This window comes from Cellulosimicrobium sp. I38E (genome assembly GCF_001647255.1).
GTDB classification, from domain to species: Bacteria; Actinomycetota; Actinomycetes; order Actinomycetales; family Cellulomonadaceae; genus Cellulosimicrobium; species Cellulosimicrobium cellulans_E.
In genome coordinates this window covers 1-16,870 of the sequence record NZ_LUAZ01000009.1, presented here as the reverse complement: position 1 = coordinate 16,870, position 16,870 = coordinate 1, and the positions used below count along the sequence as shown (strand labels likewise).

Sequence of the window (16,870 nt, the reverse complement as noted above, 5' to 3'; positions counted from 1 at the left end):
CGTCGCCCATCTCAGAGCCGGCCGTCCAGGCGCAGCGTCCCGTCCGCGAACGCGAGCTCGGTGAGCTGGAACCCCGGGAAGGTGTGCTCGAGCACGCCTCCGAGCAGCGCCTGCACGTCGACCGCGACCCGCGCGTCGGGGAGCACGCGCACCGCCTGGGGCGGCAGCCCGTGCGAGCGCAGCGCGCCCTGGAGCGGCGCCTCGACGAACCCGAGCAGCTTGTGCGCCGGCAGTCCGGCGGCGTTGGCCTCGACCGCGAGCACGGCGGTGCCCGCCACGACTGACTCGACGTGCAGCGTCGCCCGCACCACGGGGACCAGCCGGGCGGCGAGCTTGAGCGCCGACGGCGGGTCGGGCACCTCGCGCAGGTCGACGACGACCCGCACGTCGTCGCCCTCGCTCGTCACCGAGCGCACGTACGGCGGCAGCCCGCCCGTCGCGCGCGCGATCTCGACGGCCTCGGTCACGGTCAGCTCGATACGCACCCGTCGACCCTAACCTCCGGGCAGGGCCGACGGCGGAGCGGTGGGCCCTGCGCCGCTGCCACCTCCGACATCGAGACGGGCACGGGAGCGCGGGACGTGCGGGCGTCGGTACCCTGCGCGCCGTGGACTCACCGAGCGAGCAGGACGGGGCTGGGGACGTCGGTACCGCGACGTCGGACGCGGGGAACCCGACGCCGGAGACGGAGGAGGGGGCGCGGGCCGAGACGTACCGGTGGTCGGTGCCGCTCCGGGCGGTGCTCACGGTCGTGGCCGGGGTCTGCCTGCCGCTGACGGTGTGGGGCGTCGTCCGCGCGACGCAGGTCCCGACGCCGCTACCGTGCGGGCCGGAGACGTCCGGGCCGCCGTGCTCGGGGGACGTCGGGGCGCTGATCCTCGGGGCCGCGGTGACGTTCGTCGGTGCCGCGTTCTTCGGGATCGTCGCGGCGATCATGGGCGCGACGCCGACGCGACTCGCGCGACGGTTCGGGTTCCTGTACCTGCTGGCGGTGCTCGTCGGGTGCGCTCTGGCGGAGCCGTGGGCGGACGCCGTGGTGCGTGCGCTCGCGTAGGCCGACGCCGCCGGGGTGCGACGGCGGGCCGAGCCGGCGTGCTCAGTCGCGGGCGCGGAGCTCGGCGAGCAGGGGCCGGTGGTCCGAGGCGGTGACGTCGCGGACCTCGAAGGAGCGGAAGGTCACGTCGTCGGAGCCGAAGACCCAGTCGATGCGATGGGCTGGCGCAATGGAGGGCGACGTGAGCGCGTCCGGGTCGCCGGCGGCGTCCTGACCGCTCTCGAGGCCCTGCTCCTCGAGGAAGGTGATCTCGTCCCAGCCGGGCTCGGCGTTGAGGTCTCCCGCGAGGACGGACGCGCCCTCCACCGGCTCGTCGGCGAGGAGGGTCTCGAGCTGGTCGAGGCGGGTCGGCGTGTTCTCCTCGCGGTGCTGGAGGTGCACCGACGTGACGCGCACGGGGACGCCCCCGGCGTCGAGCGTGGCCGAGATCGCCGAGCGCTCCTGCGGCCCGGCGCCGTACGGCAGGGCGTGGCGCACGACGTCGGCGAGGTCGCCGCGCAGCGGGTCCCACAGGAGCGCGTTGCCGAACTGCCGGTCGGCCGCGGGGACGAAGGCAAAGCGCATCCCGGTCTCGCGCGCGAGGTAGGTCGCCATGTCTGCGCCGCCGCCGAGCACCCAGCCGCGGGAGACCTCCTGGAGCGTGACGACGTCGGCACCGGAGTCTTCGATGGTCGCGACCAGCTCGTCGAGCCGGACCGACGGGTCCGCGCTCACGCCGTAGTGCAGGTTCCAGTCGAGCAGGCGCAGCTCGCCGACGGGGTAGTCGGCGACGGCCGACGTCGTCGTCGGCACGTGGACCTGCGTGACCCCGACGAGCGCGAGCACCGCGACCGCCCCGCCGACGGCGAGCGCCGGGACGCCGGTGCCCTCGGCGGCGGTCGTCGTCCCCGACCCCCCGGGGTCGGCCGGGGCCGTCGACGCACCGCGGGCGCGGAGCCCGGCGGCGACCGCCGGCACGGCGAGCGCGAGCGCGGCCGCGACGGGGACGAGCGTGTGGGGGACGGGGAGCGGGACGTCGTACTCCAGCTGGTACCCGAGCAGGGGCACGGCGGTCGTGAGCCCGGCGACGCTCGCCGCGCCCGCGAGCCGCAGCCACGTGAGCGGGCGCGCGGCCTTCGTCAGGGCGAGGGCGAGCGTCCGCGCGGCCGCGGGGACCAGGAGCACGAGCAGCGCGAGGAGCGCCCAGCCGCCGACCGTCCCGGGACCGTCGAGGCGCGGCACCGCGAGGAACACCACCGCGACGCCGGCGACGAGCACGGTGGGGGACAGCCACGGCGACCCGGGCCGGGTCGACCGGCCCGCCCACGGGACGAACCACGGGGCGAGCACGGCCGCGACGGCCAGGGCTGCGACGGCGAACGGCAGCGCGACGCCCGCCTGGGACGCGGCGAACGCCGGGTTGGCGAGCACCTGCACCGCGAGCGCGACGAACGGGCCGAGCACCCACAGCCCGCGCGCGCCCGGCCATGCGGCGCGGCCCCGCAGCGCCCACGCGCACGCGACCGCGGCGCCGGCGACGGCGACCGTCACGACCCACGCCGCGACGTCGGACCGCCAGTAGGCGTCCCACGTGCCGAGGGCGGCGCTCACCGCCCCGGCGAGCAGGGCGCCGAGCACGACGCCGAGGGCGACGAGGGACCCGCGCGCGAGGCGCCCGTCCGGCCGGGCCGGCGAAGCCTCCGGCGCGCCGTCGCTGCCGGGTGCGAGGTCCCTGCCGTCGCGGGTCGGCGTCCCGCTCGCGAACGCGGCCACGAGCACGAGCACGCCGATCCCGAGCGCGACGGTCGCGAGCCCGACGCCGTACCGCACGAGCCCGAGGTCGACGCCCGCGGTGATCGCCGCGCCGAGCCCCTGGAGCGCGAGGCGGGCCACGACGAGCGCGGCCACGGCGAGCAGCACGACCCTCCCCGTGAGCTCGAGGCGTGCCGCGATCATCACGACGAGGACGCCGGGGGCGGCGTACGTCGCGAGCGCCGTGAGGGCCACGGTGACGACGCCGGCGGAGAACGCGTGGTCGAGCAGGGGGCCGCTCGACCGGACGAGCTCGACGACGATCGCGGTGACCGTCACGACGAGCAGGAGCGGGAGGAGGGCCGCGCGGTCGAACCGGGTGGCGGGCCGGGGAACGGGCCGGACGGGCGGGGGCTGCGCTGCGCTCACGAGGCACGACGCTACCGGGCGGGCGCTGTGATCCGCACCACACGATCGGGTCTTCCGTGCCAGACTGAGGGATCGGCTGCGACGGCGCGCCACCACCTCGGCGCGCGAGGAGGCGAGGACGTGGAGACGACCGCTGGGATCTCCCCGCACGCGCAGGGCGCCACGAGCGCCCCGACCGCGACGGACGACGAGCAGGGGCGCGCCGGGGAGGCGCGCATCGGGCACTGGGTCGCGGGTCGCGCGCGGCCCGACGCGGAGCGGTACGGACCGGTCCACGACCCGGCGACGGGCGCGGTCACGGGGCGTGTGGCGCTCGCGTCCGCCGCGGACGTCGACGCCGCGGTCGCCGCGGCGCGGGACGCGTTCCCCGCGTGGCGTGCGACGAGCGTGTCGCGTCGCGTCGAGATCCTCTTCGCGTTCCACCAGCTCCTCGTCGACCACCGCGACGAGATCGCGGCGGTCGTGAGCGCCGAGCACGGCAAGGTGCTCTCCGACGCGGCGGGCGAGGTCGCCCGCGCGCTCGAGTGCGTCGAGTTCGCGTGCGGCATCGGCCAGCTCCTCAAGGGCGGGTACACCGAGCAGGCGTCGTCGGGCGTGGACGTGCACGAGGTGAAGCAGGCCCTCGGCGTCGTCGCCTGCATCACGCCGTTCAACTTCCCGGCCATGGTGCCGCTGTGGATGATCCCCAACGCGATCGCGTGCGGGAACACGGTCGTGCTCAAGCCGAGCGAGCGCGACCCCTCGGCGTCGCTCGTCGTCGCGCGCCTGCTCCAGGAGGCCGGCGTGCCGGACGGCGTGGTGAACGTCGTGCAGGGCGACCGCGTCGCGGTCGAACGCCTGCTGGAGCACCCCGACGTCGAGGCCGTGAGCTTCGTCGGCTCGACGCCCGTCGCGCGCCACGTCTACGAGACGGGGACCCGGCACGGCAAGCGCGTCCAGGCGCTCGGCGGGGCGAAGAACCACATGGTCGTGCTGCCCGACGCCGACGTGGACGTCGCGGCCGACGCGGCGGTCTCCGCGGCGTACGGGTCGGCGGGCGAGCGCTGCATGGCGGTCTCCGTGCTCGTGGCCGTCGGAGCGGTGGCCGACCCGCTCGTCGAGGCGATCCGCGAGCGTGTGGCGCGACTCGTCGTCGGGCCGGGCTCCGACCCCGCGTCGCAGATGGGCCCTCTCATCACGGCCGAGCACCGCGACCGCGTCGCGGCGCGCGTCGGCACCGCCGCCGAGGAGGGCGCGACGCTCGTCGTCGACGGGCGCGAGGCCCCCGACGGTGCGGGGGATCTCGGGGAGGGGTTCTTCCTGCACCCCACGCTCGTCGACCACGTGCGCCCCGAGCACACGGTGTACCGCGAGGAGATCTTCGGGCCGGTGCTGTCGGTCGTGCGCACGGAGTCCTACGACGAGGCCGTCGGGCTCGTGAACGACAACCCGTACGGCAACGGCGCCGCGATCTTCACGCGCGACGGCGGCGCAGCGCGCGCGTTCGAGGTCGACGCCCGGGCGGGCATGATCGGCGTCAACGTCCCCATCCCCGTGCCGGTCGGCTACTACTCGTTCGGCGGCTGGAAGAGCTCGCTCTTCGGGGACCTGCACGTCTACGGCCCGGAGAGCGTGCAGTTCTACACGCGCACCAAGGTCGTCACGACGCGCTGGCCCGACCCGTCCACGGCGGGCGTGGACCTCGGCTTCCCCCGGACCCGGTGAGCGCCCGATGACGACGGAGGAGCTCGCCCGGCGCACGTCGACCACGCGCGCCGACGACCGCTACGTCTTCCACTCGTGGTCCGCGCAGGGCGCGATCGACCCGCTGCCCGTCGCCGGCGGGGAGGGCGCGTGGTTCTGGGACGAGGACGGCAACCGCTACCTCGACTTCGCGTCCCAGCTCGTGAACCTGAACCTGGGCCACCAGCACCCGCGGCTCGTCGCGGCGCTCCAGGCGCAGGCGGGCCGGCTCGCGACCGTCGGCCCGACGTTCGCCAACGACGTGCGGGGCGAGCTCGCCCGGCTGATCGCGGAGCGCGCCCCGGGCGCGCGGGACGGCGGGCCGGCGACCGGCGACGAGCGACGGTGGCGCGTCTTCTTCACGAACGGCGGGGCCGACGCCGTCGAGAACGCGGTCCGGCTCGCGCGCCTGCACACCGGGCGCGCGAAGGTGCTCGCCGCGTACCGGTCGTACCACGGCAACACGACGACGGCGATCTCCCTCACGGGCGACCCGCGGCGCTGGCCCAACGAGGTCTCGCCCGACCCGCACGTGCGGCACTTCCTCGGCCCGTACGCGTACCGCTCCGCGTTCGGGGCGCGAGACGACGCGGAGGAGGGCGTGCGTGCGCTCGCCCACCTGCGCGAGGTGGTGCAGCTCGAGGGGCCGGGGACGATCGCGGCGATCCTGCTCGAGACGATCGTCGGGACCAACGGCGTGCTCATCCCGCCCGACGGCTACCTCGAGGGCGTGCGCGCGCTGTGCGACGAGCACGGCATCCTCCTGGTGACCGACGAGGTCATGGTCGGGTTCGGCCGGGTGGGCGAGTGGTTCGCGGTGGACCGGTGGGGCGTCGTGCCCGACCTCGTGACCTTCGCCAAGGGCGTGAACTCCGGCTACGTGCCGCTGGGCGGCGTCGTCCTCGGGGAGCACGTCGCGCGGACGTTCGACGACCGCGTCTTTCCCGGGGGCCTCACCTACTCCGGCCACCCGCTCGCGTGCGCGGTGGGGGTCGAGTCGGTCCGCACGTTCGAGGACGACCGGATCCTGGAGCGGGTGCGGACGCTCGGCGCGGACGTCATCGGGAAGCGGCTGCGCGAGATCGCGGACCGGCACCCGAGCGTCGGGGAGGTCCGCGGGCTCGGGTTCTTCTGGGCGGTCGAGCTCGTGCGCGACCGGGAGACGCGCGAACCGCTCGTCCCGTTCAACGCGAGCGGGCCTGCGGCCGCGCCGATGGCCGCCGTCGTCGCCGCGGTGAAGGAGCGCGGCGTGTGGCCGTTCGTGCACTTCAACCGCCTGCACGTCGCGCCGCCGCTCGTCACGTCTGCCGCCGACCTCGAGCACGGCCTCGCCGCGATCGACGCGGCTCTCGACGTCGCCGACGAGCAGGCCGAGGCGGTGCGGGCATGAGAAGGGCCCGGTTCGCGCCCCCAGACCAGGCCCATTTCATGCCCACAACTGAGGAGGGGTCATGACCACCGTGCGTGCCGCGCTCACCCAGGTCCGCTGGACGGGCGACAAGGAGTCGATGATCGACGTCCACGAGAAGCACCTGCGCGACGCCGCCGACCATGGCGCGAAGCTCGTGTGCTTCCAGGAGCTGTTCTACGGGCCGTACTTCTGCCAGGTGCAGGACGCCGCGTACTACGCCTACGCCGAGTCGGTCCCCGGGCCCACGGTCGAGCGGTTCTCGGCGCTCGCGGCCGAGCTGGGCACCGTCGTCGTGCTGCCGGTCTACGAGGAGGAGCAGCCGGGCGTCCTGTACAACACCGCGGCGGTGATCGACGCGGACGGGCGCTATCTCGGCAAGTACCGCAAGACGCACATCCCGCACGTGCGCGGGTTCTGGGAGAAGTTCTACTTCCGCCCCGGCAACCTGGGCTACCCGGTGTTCGACACCGCTGTCGGGCGCGTGGGCGTCTACATCTGCTACGACCGGCACTTCCCGGAGGGCTGGCGTGCGCTCGGCCTGAACGGCGCGGAGATCGTCCTCAACCCCAGCGCGACGAGCCGCGGGCTGTCGAACTACCTGTGGAGGCTCGAGCAGCCGGCGGCGGCGGTCGCCAACGAGTACTACGTCGGCGCGATCAACCGCGTGGGCGTCGAGGACCTGGGCGACGACGACTTCTACGGCACGTCGTACTTCGTCGACCCGGAGGGCGCGTTCGTCGGCGACCCCGCCGACGACCACGAGGAGGAGCTCGTGGTGCGCGACCTCGACCTGGACCTCCTGCGCGTCGTGCGCGACCGGTGGCAGTTCTACCGCGACCGCCGCCCCGACGCCTACGACGACCTCACCCGGCCGTGACCTGAGGACCCGAGAGGGGAGCACGCGATGCCGCACACGCTGATCCGGGGAGGGACCGTCGTCGGGCCCACGGGCTCGATGCCCGCCGACGTGCTGGTCGACGGCGAGCAGGTCGCCGCGCTCCTGCGGCCCGGGGACACGAGCCTCGGGGCCGACCTGGCCGCGACCGCCGAGCGCGTGATCGACGCGACCGGCAAGTACGTCATCCCGGGCGCGGTGGACTGCCACACGCACATGGAGCTGCCGTTCGGCGGGACGAACGCGTCGGACACGTTCGAGACCGGGACGCGCGCCGCGGCGTGGGGCGGCACGACGACGATCGTCGACTTCGCCGTCCAGCGCACCGGCGAGCGCGTCCAGGACGGGCTCGCCGCGTGGCACGCGAAGGCCGACGGGCAGTGTGCGATCGACTACGGGTTCCACCAGATCCTCGGGGGCGTCGACGACGACTCGCTCAAGGCCATGGACGAGCTCGTCAGCGAGGGCATCACGAGCTTCAAGCTGTTCATGGCCTACCCGGGAGTGTTCTACAGCGACGACGGGCAGATCCTGCGCGCGATGCGCAAGGCGCGCGACAACGGGTCGGTGATCATGATGCACGCCGAGAACGGCATCGCGATCGACGTGCTCGTGCGCGAGGCGCTCGACCGGGGCGACACCGCCCCGTACTTCCACGGCACGAGCCGACCGTGGGAGACCGAGGAGGAGGCGACGCACCGCGCGATCATGCTCGCGCGCCTGACCGGGGCGCCGCTGTACGTCGTGCACATGTCCGCGAAGCAGGCCGTCGCGACGCTCGCGCAGGCGCGCGACGAGGGGCACAACGTGTTCGGCGAGACGTGCCCGCAGTACCTCTACCTGTCGCTGGAGGAACAGCTCGCCGCGCGCAGCGACGAGTGGGGCGACTTCGAGGGCGCCAAGTGGGTGTGCTCGACGCCGCTGCGCTCGCGCGCCGAGGGCCACCAGGACGAGCTGTGGCGGTACCTGCGCACCGGCGACCTGTCGGTCGTCAGCACCGACCACTGCCCGTTCTGCATGAAGGAGCAGAAGGAGCTCGGGCGCGGCGACTTCTCGAAGATCCCCAACGGGATCGGCGGCGTCGAGCACCGCCTCGACCTGCTCTACCAGGGCGTCGTCGACGGGCGCATCACGCGCGAGCGGTGGGTCGAGCTGTGCTGCACGACGCCGGCCCGCATGTTCGGGCTCGACGGCCGCAAGGGCGTGCTCGCCCCGGGCGCGGACGCCGACGTCGTCGTCTACGACCCCGCCGGGCGCACGTCGATCGGGTACGAGAAGACGCACCACATGAACATGGACCACTCCGCGTGGGAGGGGTTCGAGGTCGCCGGGCACGTGGACGTCGTCATGTCGCGCGGGCGCGTCGTCGTCGAGGACGGCACGTACCACGGCAGCCCCGGCCACGGGCGGTTCCTGCGCCGCGGGCTGTCGGCGTACCTGCGCTGAGCGGCGAGCTGCGAAGGACGGGCACGGACCGGATCGGGAGGGCACGTGGACCTCGGCGTGGTGCTGCAGAATGACCCGCCCGCGTGGCGGGTCGTCGACCTCGCGCGGCAGGCGGAGACGTACGGCTTCTCGCACGTGTGGACGTTCGACTCGCACCTGCTGTGGGAGGAGCCGTTCGTCGTCTACTCCCAGATCCTCGCCGCGACGCACCGGGTCACGGTCGGCCCCATGGTCACCAACCCCGCGACGCGTGACGTCACCGTCACCGCCTCGCTCTTCGCGACGCTCAACGAGATGTTCGGCAACCGGACGATCTGCGGCATCGGGCGCGGCGACTCCGCGGTGCGCGTCATCAACGGACGGCCCGTCACGCTCGCCGAGCTCCGCGAGGCGATCGGCGTCATCCGCGGCCTCGCGTCGGGGGAGGCCGTCGAGTACCGCGGCTCGACGCTGCGCCTGCCGTGGAACCCGGACTCCCGGCTGCCGGTGTGGGTCGCGGCGTACGGGCCGAAGGCGCTCGCCCTCACGGGCGAGGTCGGCGACGGCTTCATCCTCCAGCTCGCCGACCCCGACGTCGTCGCGTGGTCCGTCGCCGCGGTGCGCGCCGCGGCCGAGCGCGCGGGTCGCGACCCGGACGCGGTGCGCATCTGCGTCGCCGCGCCCGCGTACGTGACCGACCACGCGCCGTCGGACGGCGAGGCGGGACGTCGTGCGCTCGCGCACGCCTACGACCAGTGCCGCTGGTTCGGGGGGATGGTCGGCAACCACGTCGCGGAGATCGTCGCGCGGTACGGGCCCGGCGGGTCGGAGGCGGGTGCGGGTGTGACGATCCCGCACGCGCTCACCGACTTCGTCGCGGGGCGCCAGGGCTACGACTACAACGAGCACGGGCGCGCGGGGAACACCCACACGGCGTTCGTCACGGACGAGATCGTCGACCGGTTCTGCCTCGTCGGGCCGGCCGAGCGGCACGTCGAGCGGCTGCGCGAGCTCGCCGCGCTCGGCGTCGACCAGTTCGCCGTCTACCTCCAGCACGACGCCAAGGACGAGACCCTGCGCGCGTACGGCGAGACGGTCGGCCCCGCCGTGCGCGACCTCGTCCGGGCGCGCGAGTGAGCCGCCACGTACCCGCGCTGGGGCTCTCGTCCGCGTGACCGCCGGCGTGACCCAGCCCACGTGACCGGCGCGTCCCGGCGGGACCTTCGGCCCTGTCCGGGCGTACTGCTGGATTCCTACGGTCGGGACCGTGGAAAACCCTCGGGGCGTGACGAGCCGGACGCCGTTCCGCGCGCTCCTCGTGCTCCCCGCCGGGATCGCGCTGCTCACGGGGCTCGCGACCGGGTTCGCCCTGCTCGGGCTCCCGTCGCCCGTCCCTGCCGAGCGGGTCCAGGACGCGCACGGCCTGCTCATGGTGCTCGGGTTCGTCGGCACGCTCGTCACCCTCGAACGCGCCGTCGCCGTGCGGCGCCCGGTCGCCTACCTCGCACCCGCCGCGCTCGGGCTCGGCGCGCTCGCGCTCCTCTCGCCCGCGCCCCGCGCGGTCGGGCAGGGGCTGCTCGTCGCGGGGACGCTCGGACTCGTCGCGATCTACGCCGCGCTCTGGCGGCGCCAGCCCGCCGTCGCGACGGCGATCCAGGCCACGGGCGCCGTGCTCGCCGTCGGGGGTGCCGCGCTCTGGGCTGCGGGCGTCGCGGTGCCGGACCTCCTTCCGTGGCTCGTCGGGTTCGTCGCCTGGACCGTGCTCGGCGAGCGCGTCGAGCTCGCACGGCTCGAGATCGACGCCCGGACCGAGCGCACCGTCCTCGCCGGGTCGCTGGTCTCCGTCGGCGCGGCGTGCGTCGCCCTGCTCGCCCCCGCACCCGGGTACGCCATGGCCGGGGCGGCGCTCGCGGTGTCGGCTCTCGTGCTGCTGCGGCACGACGTCGCGCGCCGCACCGTCCGTGGCCGAGGCCTGCCGCGCTTCGCTGCGGCGGCGATGCTCGCGGGCTACGCGTGGCTCGTCGTCGCGGGCGCGGCCTGGGTGTTCCTCGCGGCGGGGGCCAGTCCCTCCGGGCTCGGCCCGGCGGTGACGCTGCGCTCGGGGACGACGTACGACGCCGTCGTGCACGCCGTGTTCCTCGGGTTCGGGGTGTCGATGATCATGGCGCACGCGCCGCTCATCCTCCCGGCCGTGCTGCGCCGTCCGCTCCCATACCGGGCCGCGATGTGGGCGCCGCTCGCGCTGCTGCACGCGTCGCTCGCCGTCCGGGTCGCCGGTGACCTCGCGGGCGACGGGCCCGGAGCGGTGGCGGCCGTCCGCGTCGGCGGCGCGGGGAACGTCGTCGCCGTCCTCGGGTTCGTCGGGGTCGCGGTCTGGTCGGCGCTGCGCCCCGACCGGGCCTCTACCTCGGCTGACCGAGCCTCTATCTCGCGCGACCAGGGCTCTGCCTCGGCACCGTCTGCCGTGCTCCCGATCGTCTCCGGAAGGTGACCGTGCCCGCCTCGCCCGAGCGACCGTCGCTCCTGTCCGCCCGGCCCGCCGGGCCGCTCCCGGGTACGCAGAAGGTCGGGGGCACCGGTCGGAACCTGTGGCTCCATGTCCTCGTCCTCGGGTGGTTCGTCGCCGAGGCGGTGCTCGTCGTGGTGCACCGGTTCGTGCCGGAGGCCGTGTGGCTCATGGTCCACGTCCTCATGCTCGGCGCCGTGAGCACGGCCGTCCTCGTGTGGAGCCAGCACTTCGCCGACACGATGCTGCGCCGCCAGGCACCGGGCGGGCGCCCGCTGCACGTCGCGCGGCTCGCCGCGCACACGGTCGGTGCGCTGCTCGTCGTCGCGGGGCTGCTGACCGACGTCTGGTCCCTCGTGGTCGCGGGCGGGGTGCTCGTGGGCGCGGGGGCGGTGACGCACGCGACGGTGCTCGTGCTCCAGGGCCGGGGCGCGCTGCCGTCGCGCTTCGGCCGGCTCGTCCGCTACTACGTCGTCGCTGCCGCGTGCCTGCCCGTCGGCGTGACGCTCGGCGTCCTCATGGCCCGCGGCGGCGCGGGGACGGAGGCGTACGGCCGCCTCTACGTGGCGCACGTGACGCTCAACGTCCTCGGGTGGGTCGGTCTCACGGTGCTCGGCACGCTCGTGCTGCTGTGGCCGACCGTGCTGCGCACGCGCATCCAGCCCGACGCCGACGTCGCGGCCCGCCGCGCGCTGCCGGTCCTCACCGCCGGGATCCTGCTCGTCGTCGCGGCGTGCGCGGTCGGCTGGCGGCCCCTCGTCGCGGCCGGGGCGGCCGTCGTGCTGGGCGGTGTCGTGCTGGTCGGTCGGCACCTCGCGGCGCAGGGTCGGGCCGCCCAGCGCGGCGCCTGGGGGTTCGCCGCGTGGAGCCTCGCCGCGTCCGTGGCGTGGTTCGCCGGGAGCGTGGCCGCGTTCGGGGTGCGGGTCGCGACGGCGCCGTCGTGGGCCGCGGCGCAGGACGCGATCGGCGGGCTGCTGCTCCCGTTCGTCGTCGGGTTCGCCGCGCAGGTGCTCCTCGGCGCGCTCACGTACCTCGTCCCCGTCGTGCTCGGCGGCGGCCCGGCACGACGGCGCCGCACCGAGTCCGTCGTCGGCGCGGGCGGCGCGTACCGTGTGCTCGTCGCGAACGGCGGGCTCGCGCTGTACCTCCTGCCGCTGCCGTCGTGGGTGCGCGTCGGGCTGTCGCTCGTCGTCTTCGCGACCTTCCTCGCCTTCCTCGTCCTCGCGCTGCGCGCCGTGGTCGTCTCGCGGGGCGACACGGTCTCGCGCGAGGACGCGTCGCAGCCGACGGCGGTCCCGTCCCCGGCCCAGCCGCCCGCCCCGGGCGCGGCGAGCCTCACGACGGAGGCTCCGCCGTCGGGCACGCGCCGCGGCGACGCCGCTCGCGCCGTCGCCGCACGCCGGGACGCGCAGGCGCGCCGACCCCTCGCGGGCGCGGTGACGGCCGCCGTCGCGACGCTGGCGCTCGCGGTCGTGGGCGGCATCGCCGCCGACCCGGTGGCAGCCGGCGTCGGGTCGGGCGTCGTCGGGGGTGGCGCTGTCGCCGGGACCGGAGGGGCCGGCGTGCCGGTCGCGACGACCGGCCGCACGACGACCGTGCAGGTCGAGGCCGCCGACATGCGGTTCGTCCCGGGCACGATCACCGTGCCCGCGGGCGACCGGCTCGTCGTCGAGCTGACCAACACCGACGACGACGTGCACGACCTCGTCCTCGAGGACAGCACGACGTCGGGCCGCGTCGCACCGGGGGAGACCGCCACGGTCGACGTCGGCGTCGTGAGCGGTCCGCTCGACGGCTGGTGCTCCGTCGCCGGGCACCGGCTCATGGGCATGACGCTCACGATCGACGTCGAGGGCACCGGCGGCTCGGACGGCTCCGGCGGGACGGTCACGGCGGACGACGGTGGCCGCGACGTGCACGACGCGCACGGCGGGCACGCGAGCACGGGCTCGGGCGGGGCGGCCTCGCTGACCGCGTCCGACGTCGACCTCATGACGCACCCGGGCGACGGGTTCACCTCGCGCGACGCGACGCTCGCACCGGCCGAGACGGACCCGTCGGGCGAGCCGGTCGTGCACCGGCGCACCCTCACCGTGACGGAGGCCGTCCAGGAGGTCGCACCCGCGGTCGAGCAGACGGTGTGGACGTTCGGCGGGACCGCGCCGGGGCCCGTGCTGCGCGGGAAGGTGGGTGACGTCTTCGAGATCACGCTCGTCAACGACGGCACGATCGGGCACTCGATCGACTTCCACGCGGGCGCGCTCGCGCCCGACGAGCCGATGCAGACCATCGCGCCCGGGGAGTCGCTCGTCTACCGCTTCACGGCGACCCGCGCCGGGATCTGGATGTACCACTGTTCGACCATGCCCATGTCGCTGCACATCGCGAACGGCATGTTCGGCGCGGTGATCGTCGACCCGCCGGACCTCGCTCGCGTGGACCACGAGTACGTCGTCGTGCAGTCCGAGCTCTACCTCGGCGCGCAGGGCGCGTCCGCGGACGACGCGAAGGTCGCGGCCGCCGAGCCCGACCTGCTCGCCTTCAACGGCTACGCGAACCAGTACCGGCACGACCCGCTGGAGGCCCGGGTCGGCGAGCGCGTGCGCGTGTGGGTGCTCGACGCCGGTCCGAACCGCCCGAGCGCGTTCCACGTCGTCGGCGGCCAGTTCGACACCGTCTACCACGAGGGCGCGTACTCGCTCCCGGCCGGGAGCTCCGGCGGCAGCCAGGTGCTCGGCCTGCTGCCCGCACAGGGCGGGTTCGTCGAGCTCGCGTTCCCCGAGGCCGGGACCTACCCGTTCGTCACGCACGCCATGTCCGACGCCGAGCGCGGCGCGTCCGGGGCGTTCGCCGTGACGCCCTGACAGGCCCGCCGTCGGCGACGGCGTCCGCGCCGACAGGCCCGCAGACCCAGCACCCCACCCGGCGCTCGCGCCACGACCCAGGAGGACCACATGGCAGCAGAACCGATCGAGATCACCGAGCCCCCGCAGCACGAGGCTGTGCACGGGGAAGGGCCCGACGAGGGGCACACGTGCGGGTGCGCCCACGACGACGCCGAGATCGTGCTCGACGTCCGCACGATCCCGCACGCCGTGCGCCACGGAGTCGTCTTCGGGGCCCTCGAGGCGCTCGCGCCCGGCGACGGGCTCGTGCTCGTCGCGCCGCACGACCCGCTCCCGCTGCTCGCACAGCTCGAGGGACGGGAGCCCGGCGCGTTCGACCGCGAGTACCTGTCGCGCGAGGCGGCCGAGGTGAGCATCCGCCTCACGCGCCGGCCGGTGCCCGCGCAGGGCTGAGCAGCGGGGCCGGCAAGCCCTCGCACGCGACGACGCCCGGCGGCACGGGGATGGCGCCGGGCGTCGTCGTGCGCTCACCGGATCGAGCGATGCGCCGGCGCCCGAGCGCTGCGTGTCGGGACGCAGCACTCGGGCGCGGACGCATCGTGGGGTGAGGGCGGTGCTCGCTAGGGGGCCGTCGGGGGCTCCCAGCCGCGGCGCGGTGCGCGCGACGTCGTCGTGGCCGCGCGGCGCCGGTAGACGACGTACGGGCGCGTGAGGTACCCGAGCGGCGCGGAGAACACGTGCACGAGGCGCGTGAACGGCCACAGGGCGAACAGCGCCAGGCCGCACAGGACGTGGAGCTGGAACGCGAGCGGGACGTCGGCCATGAGCGACGGGTCTGGCTGGAACGTGAGCAGCGAACGGAACCACGGCGAGATCGACCCGCGGTAGTCGTACCCGCCGCCGAAGATCTGGTGCTGCACCGTCGCGAGCGTGCCGAACCCGATCGCGGCGCCGAGCACGACGTACATGAGCTTGTCCGTGCGCGTGGTCACGCGGAATACCGCGCCGGAGAGCCTCCGGCGCAGGACGAGGATCACGAGCCCGACCACCGTGAGCACGGCCGCGAACGTCCCGGCGATCGTCGCGACGAGGTGGTAGGCGTGCTCGTCCACGCCGACGGCCTCGAGCCACGGGCGCGGCACGAGGATGCCGACGACGTGCCCGCCGATGACCATGAGGATGCCGACGTGGAAGAGAGGCGAGCCGAGGCGGAGCCAGCGGTTCTCGTAGAGCTGCGACGAGCGCGTGGTCCAGCCGAACTGGTCGTAGCGGTACCGCCACACGTGGCCGACGATGAACACGGCCGCCACCGCGTACGGGACGGCGACCCACAGCAGGACGTCGAGCGGGCTCATCGTCGGGTCTCCTCGGTCAGGCTCGGGATCGTGGCGAAGGGCGTGAGGTGGGACAGGTCGCTCAGGCCGACGAGCTCGGTGGGCGGTCCCGCGGCGACGAGGTCGCGGAAGCGTGCGGCGGTCGCGGACTGCATCGCCGGGAGCGTCGCGACGAGAGCCGCGACCACGTGCGCGTACGGGCTGCGGACGGTCTCGAGCGCGGCGCGCAGGACCTCGATGCCGTCGCGGTGCGCGTCGAGCACCATGCCGGCGATCTCGCCGTCGGTCCGCGCGGAGAGCTCGAGCACCGTGGGCAGGTGGTCCGGCAGCTCGGAGCCGTCCGTCTCCCATCCGGCCGCGCGGAACGCCTCGACGAACGTGACGAGCGCGGCCCCGCGCTTCCGGGTGTCCCCGGCCGCGTAGTACGACAGGTAGAGCGAGCACTTGCGCTTGAGGTCGAACGTCGTGACGTAGGCGGCCTGGAGCTCGCGGAGGGGCACGGACGCCGTGGCGTCGAGGAACGCGCGCAGGGGTCGCCCCACGTCCGGGGGCAGCCCCACGACGACGTCCTCGACGTCCGCCCGGTGGGCGGCGGTCTCCGCGGTGGGGTAGTCGAGCAGGAGCGAGATCACGGTGTGCGCGGCGCGGCGCTGGTCGTCCGGCAGGGGACCGGGCGCCGCCGCGCTCGTCGAGGACGCCGGCCGGGACCGGGCCGCGCGCCTCATGCCGCACCCCCCGAGGGCTCGGGGCCGCCCGCTGGTCGCGACGGCGGGAAGAGCCCGCCCGGGGTTCCGTCGCCGTCCCAGGTGAGCAGGTTGACCCGGCCCGACGTGGACGGCGTGTACGGGCTCGTGGCGCGCTCCTGCGCGCCGACCGCGTGGAACGACTCGCCCGTCGTGGGTCCCGCGCCACCCATCCCCGGGCCGCCGTCGTAGTCGAGCGAGCACGCCATGTCCGTGAGCTCGCGGGCGATCTCGGTGTGGGCGGTGGGGATGACGTACCGGTCCTCGTACTTCGCGATGGCCAGGAGGCGGTACATGTCTTGGACCTGGGTGCCGGTCATGCCGACCGCGGCCGCGGTCTGTTCGTCGGGTTCGCGGCCGAGGTTGAGGTCGCGCATGTAGGAGCGCATGGCGGCCAGGCGGCGCAGGACGCGTTCGACGGGGGCGGTGTCCCCGGCGGTGAACAGGCCCGCGAGGTATTCGAGGGGGATGCGCAGCTGGGAGATGGCGGCGAACAGGGTGCGTCCGTCTTCGCCGTCGTTGCCCGAGGCCGCGACGACGTCGACGACGGGGGACAGGGGTGGGATGTACCAGACCATGGGCAGGGTGCGGTACTCGGGGTGCAGGGGCAGGGCGACCTCGTAGCGGGTGATGAGGTCCCAGATGGGGGAGCGTTGGGCGGCGGTGATCCAGTCCTCGGGGATGCCCTCGGCGCGTGCGGCGGCGATCACTTGGGGGTCGTGGGGGTCGAGGAAGACGGCGCGTTGGGAGGCGAGGAGGTCGTGCTCGTCCTGG

Annotated in this window: 13 protein-coding genes and 1 pseudogene; 9 read left to right on the top strand and 5 right to left on the bottom strand. The window is 74.9% G+C overall.

The genetic code is table 11. The features are described from left to right. Positions 1-11: 11 nt before the first annotated feature. Positions 12-485 carry a hypothetical protein gene (locus A0J59_RS02090; protein WP_047233494.1) on the bottom strand — a complete coding sequence of 158 codons (474 nt, stop codon included), beginning with the start codon at positions 483-485 and terminating at the stop codon, positions 12-14. Positions 486-607: 122 nt separating this feature from the next. On the opposite strand from A0J59_RS02090, the gene A0J59_RS02085 reads away from it, so the two are divergent. Next, complete coding sequence (locus A0J59_RS02085) at positions 608-1,054, top strand: hypothetical protein (RefSeq protein WP_064315080.1); 447 nt, start codon at positions 608-610, stop codon at positions 1,052-1,054. A gap of 42 nt (positions 1,055-1,096) precedes the next feature. Here A0J59_RS02085 and A0J59_RS02080 read toward each other — a convergent pair whose 3' ends face one another. Continuing rightward, positions 1,097-3,214: an endonuclease/exonuclease/phosphatase family protein gene (locus tag A0J59_RS02080; protein WP_156532750.1), complete on the bottom strand. Its 2,118-nt coding sequence runs from the start codon at positions 3,212-3,214 to the stop codon at positions 1,097-1,099. A gap of 216 nt (positions 3,215-3,430) precedes the next feature. Between A0J59_RS02080 and A0J59_RS02075 the strand changes: the two genes are divergently transcribed. The 8 genes from A0J59_RS02075 to A0J59_RS02040 all read left to right on the top strand — a co-directional run bounded on the left by A0J59_RS02075 (position 3,431) and on the right by A0J59_RS02040 (position 14,472). Beyond that, positions 3,431-4,918, top strand: a complete 1,488-nt coding sequence (locus A0J59_RS02075) for a CoA-acylating methylmalonate-semialdehyde dehydrogenase (RefSeq protein WP_064315111.1) — start codon at positions 3,431-3,433, stop codon at positions 4,916-4,918. Between the two features lie 7 nt (positions 4,919-4,925). Continuing rightward, the gene (locus A0J59_RS02070) at positions 4,926-6,326 is read left to right on the top strand and encodes an aspartate aminotransferase family protein (protein ID WP_064315079.1); all 1,401 of its coding nucleotides are present in this window, start codon (positions 4,926-4,928) and stop codon (positions 6,324-6,326) included. Between the two features lie 61 nt (positions 6,327-6,387). Next, on the top strand, positions 6,388-7,224 hold the full coding sequence (locus tag A0J59_RS02065; protein WP_064315078.1) for a nitrilase-related carbon-nitrogen hydrolase: 837 nt from the start codon (positions 6,388-6,390) through the stop codon (positions 7,222-7,224). A gap of 27 nt (positions 7,225-7,251) precedes the next feature. Further along, on the top strand, positions 7,252-8,688 hold the full coding sequence (gene hydA, locus A0J59_RS02060) for a dihydropyrimidinase (protein ID WP_064315077.1): 1,437 nt from the start codon (positions 7,252-7,254) through the stop codon (positions 8,686-8,688). A 45-nt stretch (positions 8,689-8,733) separates the two neighbouring features. Then, complete coding sequence (locus A0J59_RS02055; RefSeq protein WP_053371150.1) at positions 8,734-9,804, top strand: TIGR03842 family LLM class F420-dependent oxidoreductase; 1,071 nt, start codon at positions 8,734-8,736, stop codon at positions 9,802-9,804. Positions 9,805-9,934: 130 nt separating this feature from the next. Further along, a complete protein-coding gene (locus A0J59_RS02050) occupies positions 9,935-11,158 on the top strand; it encodes a hypothetical protein (protein WP_181446397.1) in 1,224 nt (407 codons plus the stop codon). Between the two features lie 2 nt (positions 11,159-11,160). Beyond that, positions 11,161-14,037: a multicopper oxidase domain-containing protein gene (locus A0J59_RS02045; protein WP_255364889.1), complete on the top strand. Its 2,877-nt coding sequence runs from the start codon at positions 11,161-11,163 to the stop codon at positions 14,035-14,037. Positions 14,038-14,127: 90 nt separating this feature from the next. Further along, entirely contained in the window at positions 14,128-14,472 is a 345-nt protein-coding gene (locus A0J59_RS02040) for a DUF2249 domain-containing protein (protein WP_064315075.1), read from the top strand. Positions 14,473-14,639: 167 nt separating this feature from the next. On the opposite strand, the gene narI is transcribed toward A0J59_RS02040, so the two are convergent. From narI to narY, 3 genes and pseudogenes are all read right to left on the bottom strand, one after another. Further along, entirely contained in the window at positions 14,640-15,374 is a 735-nt protein-coding gene (gene narI, locus A0J59_RS02035; RefSeq protein WP_064315074.1) for a respiratory nitrate reductase subunit gamma, read from the bottom strand. After that, positions 15,371-16,078 carry a nitrate reductase molybdenum cofactor assembly chaperone gene (narJ, locus tag A0J59_RS02030; RefSeq protein ID WP_082918668.1) on the bottom strand — a complete coding sequence of 236 codons (708 nt, stop codon included), beginning with the start codon at positions 16,076-16,078 and terminating at the stop codon, positions 15,371-15,373. Before narJ ends, narI begins: the two co-directional genes overlap by 4 nt. Next, a pseudogene (gene narY / locus A0J59_RS02025) lies at positions 16,075-16,870 on the bottom strand (nitrate reductase subunit beta); the annotation flags it as partial. The gene narJ and the pseudogene narY, both read right to left, overlap by 4 nt.

Coding starts and splice junctions, on each gene's coding strand:
- narJ (WP_082918668.1), bottom strand. CDS start 16,078: ATGAGGCGCGCGGCCCGGTCCCGGCCGGCGTCCTCGACGAGCGCGGCG.
- A0J59_RS02040 (WP_064315075.1), top strand. CDS start 14,128: ATGGCAGCAGAACCGATCGAGATCACCGAGCCCCCGCAGCACGAGGCT.
- narI (WP_064315074.1), bottom strand. CDS start 15,374: ATGAGCCCGCTCGACGTCCTGCTGTGGGTCGCCGTCCCGTACGCGGTG.
- hydA (WP_064315077.1), top strand. CDS start 7,252: ATGCCGCACACGCTGATCCGGGGAGGGACCGTCGTCGGGCCCACGGGC.
- A0J59_RS02065 (WP_064315078.1), top strand. CDS start 6,388: ATGACCACCGTGCGTGCCGCGCTCACCCAGGTCCGCTGGACGGGCGAC.
- A0J59_RS02070 (WP_064315079.1), top strand. CDS start 4,926: ATGACGACGGAGGAGCTCGCCCGGCGCACGTCGACCACGCGCGCCGAC.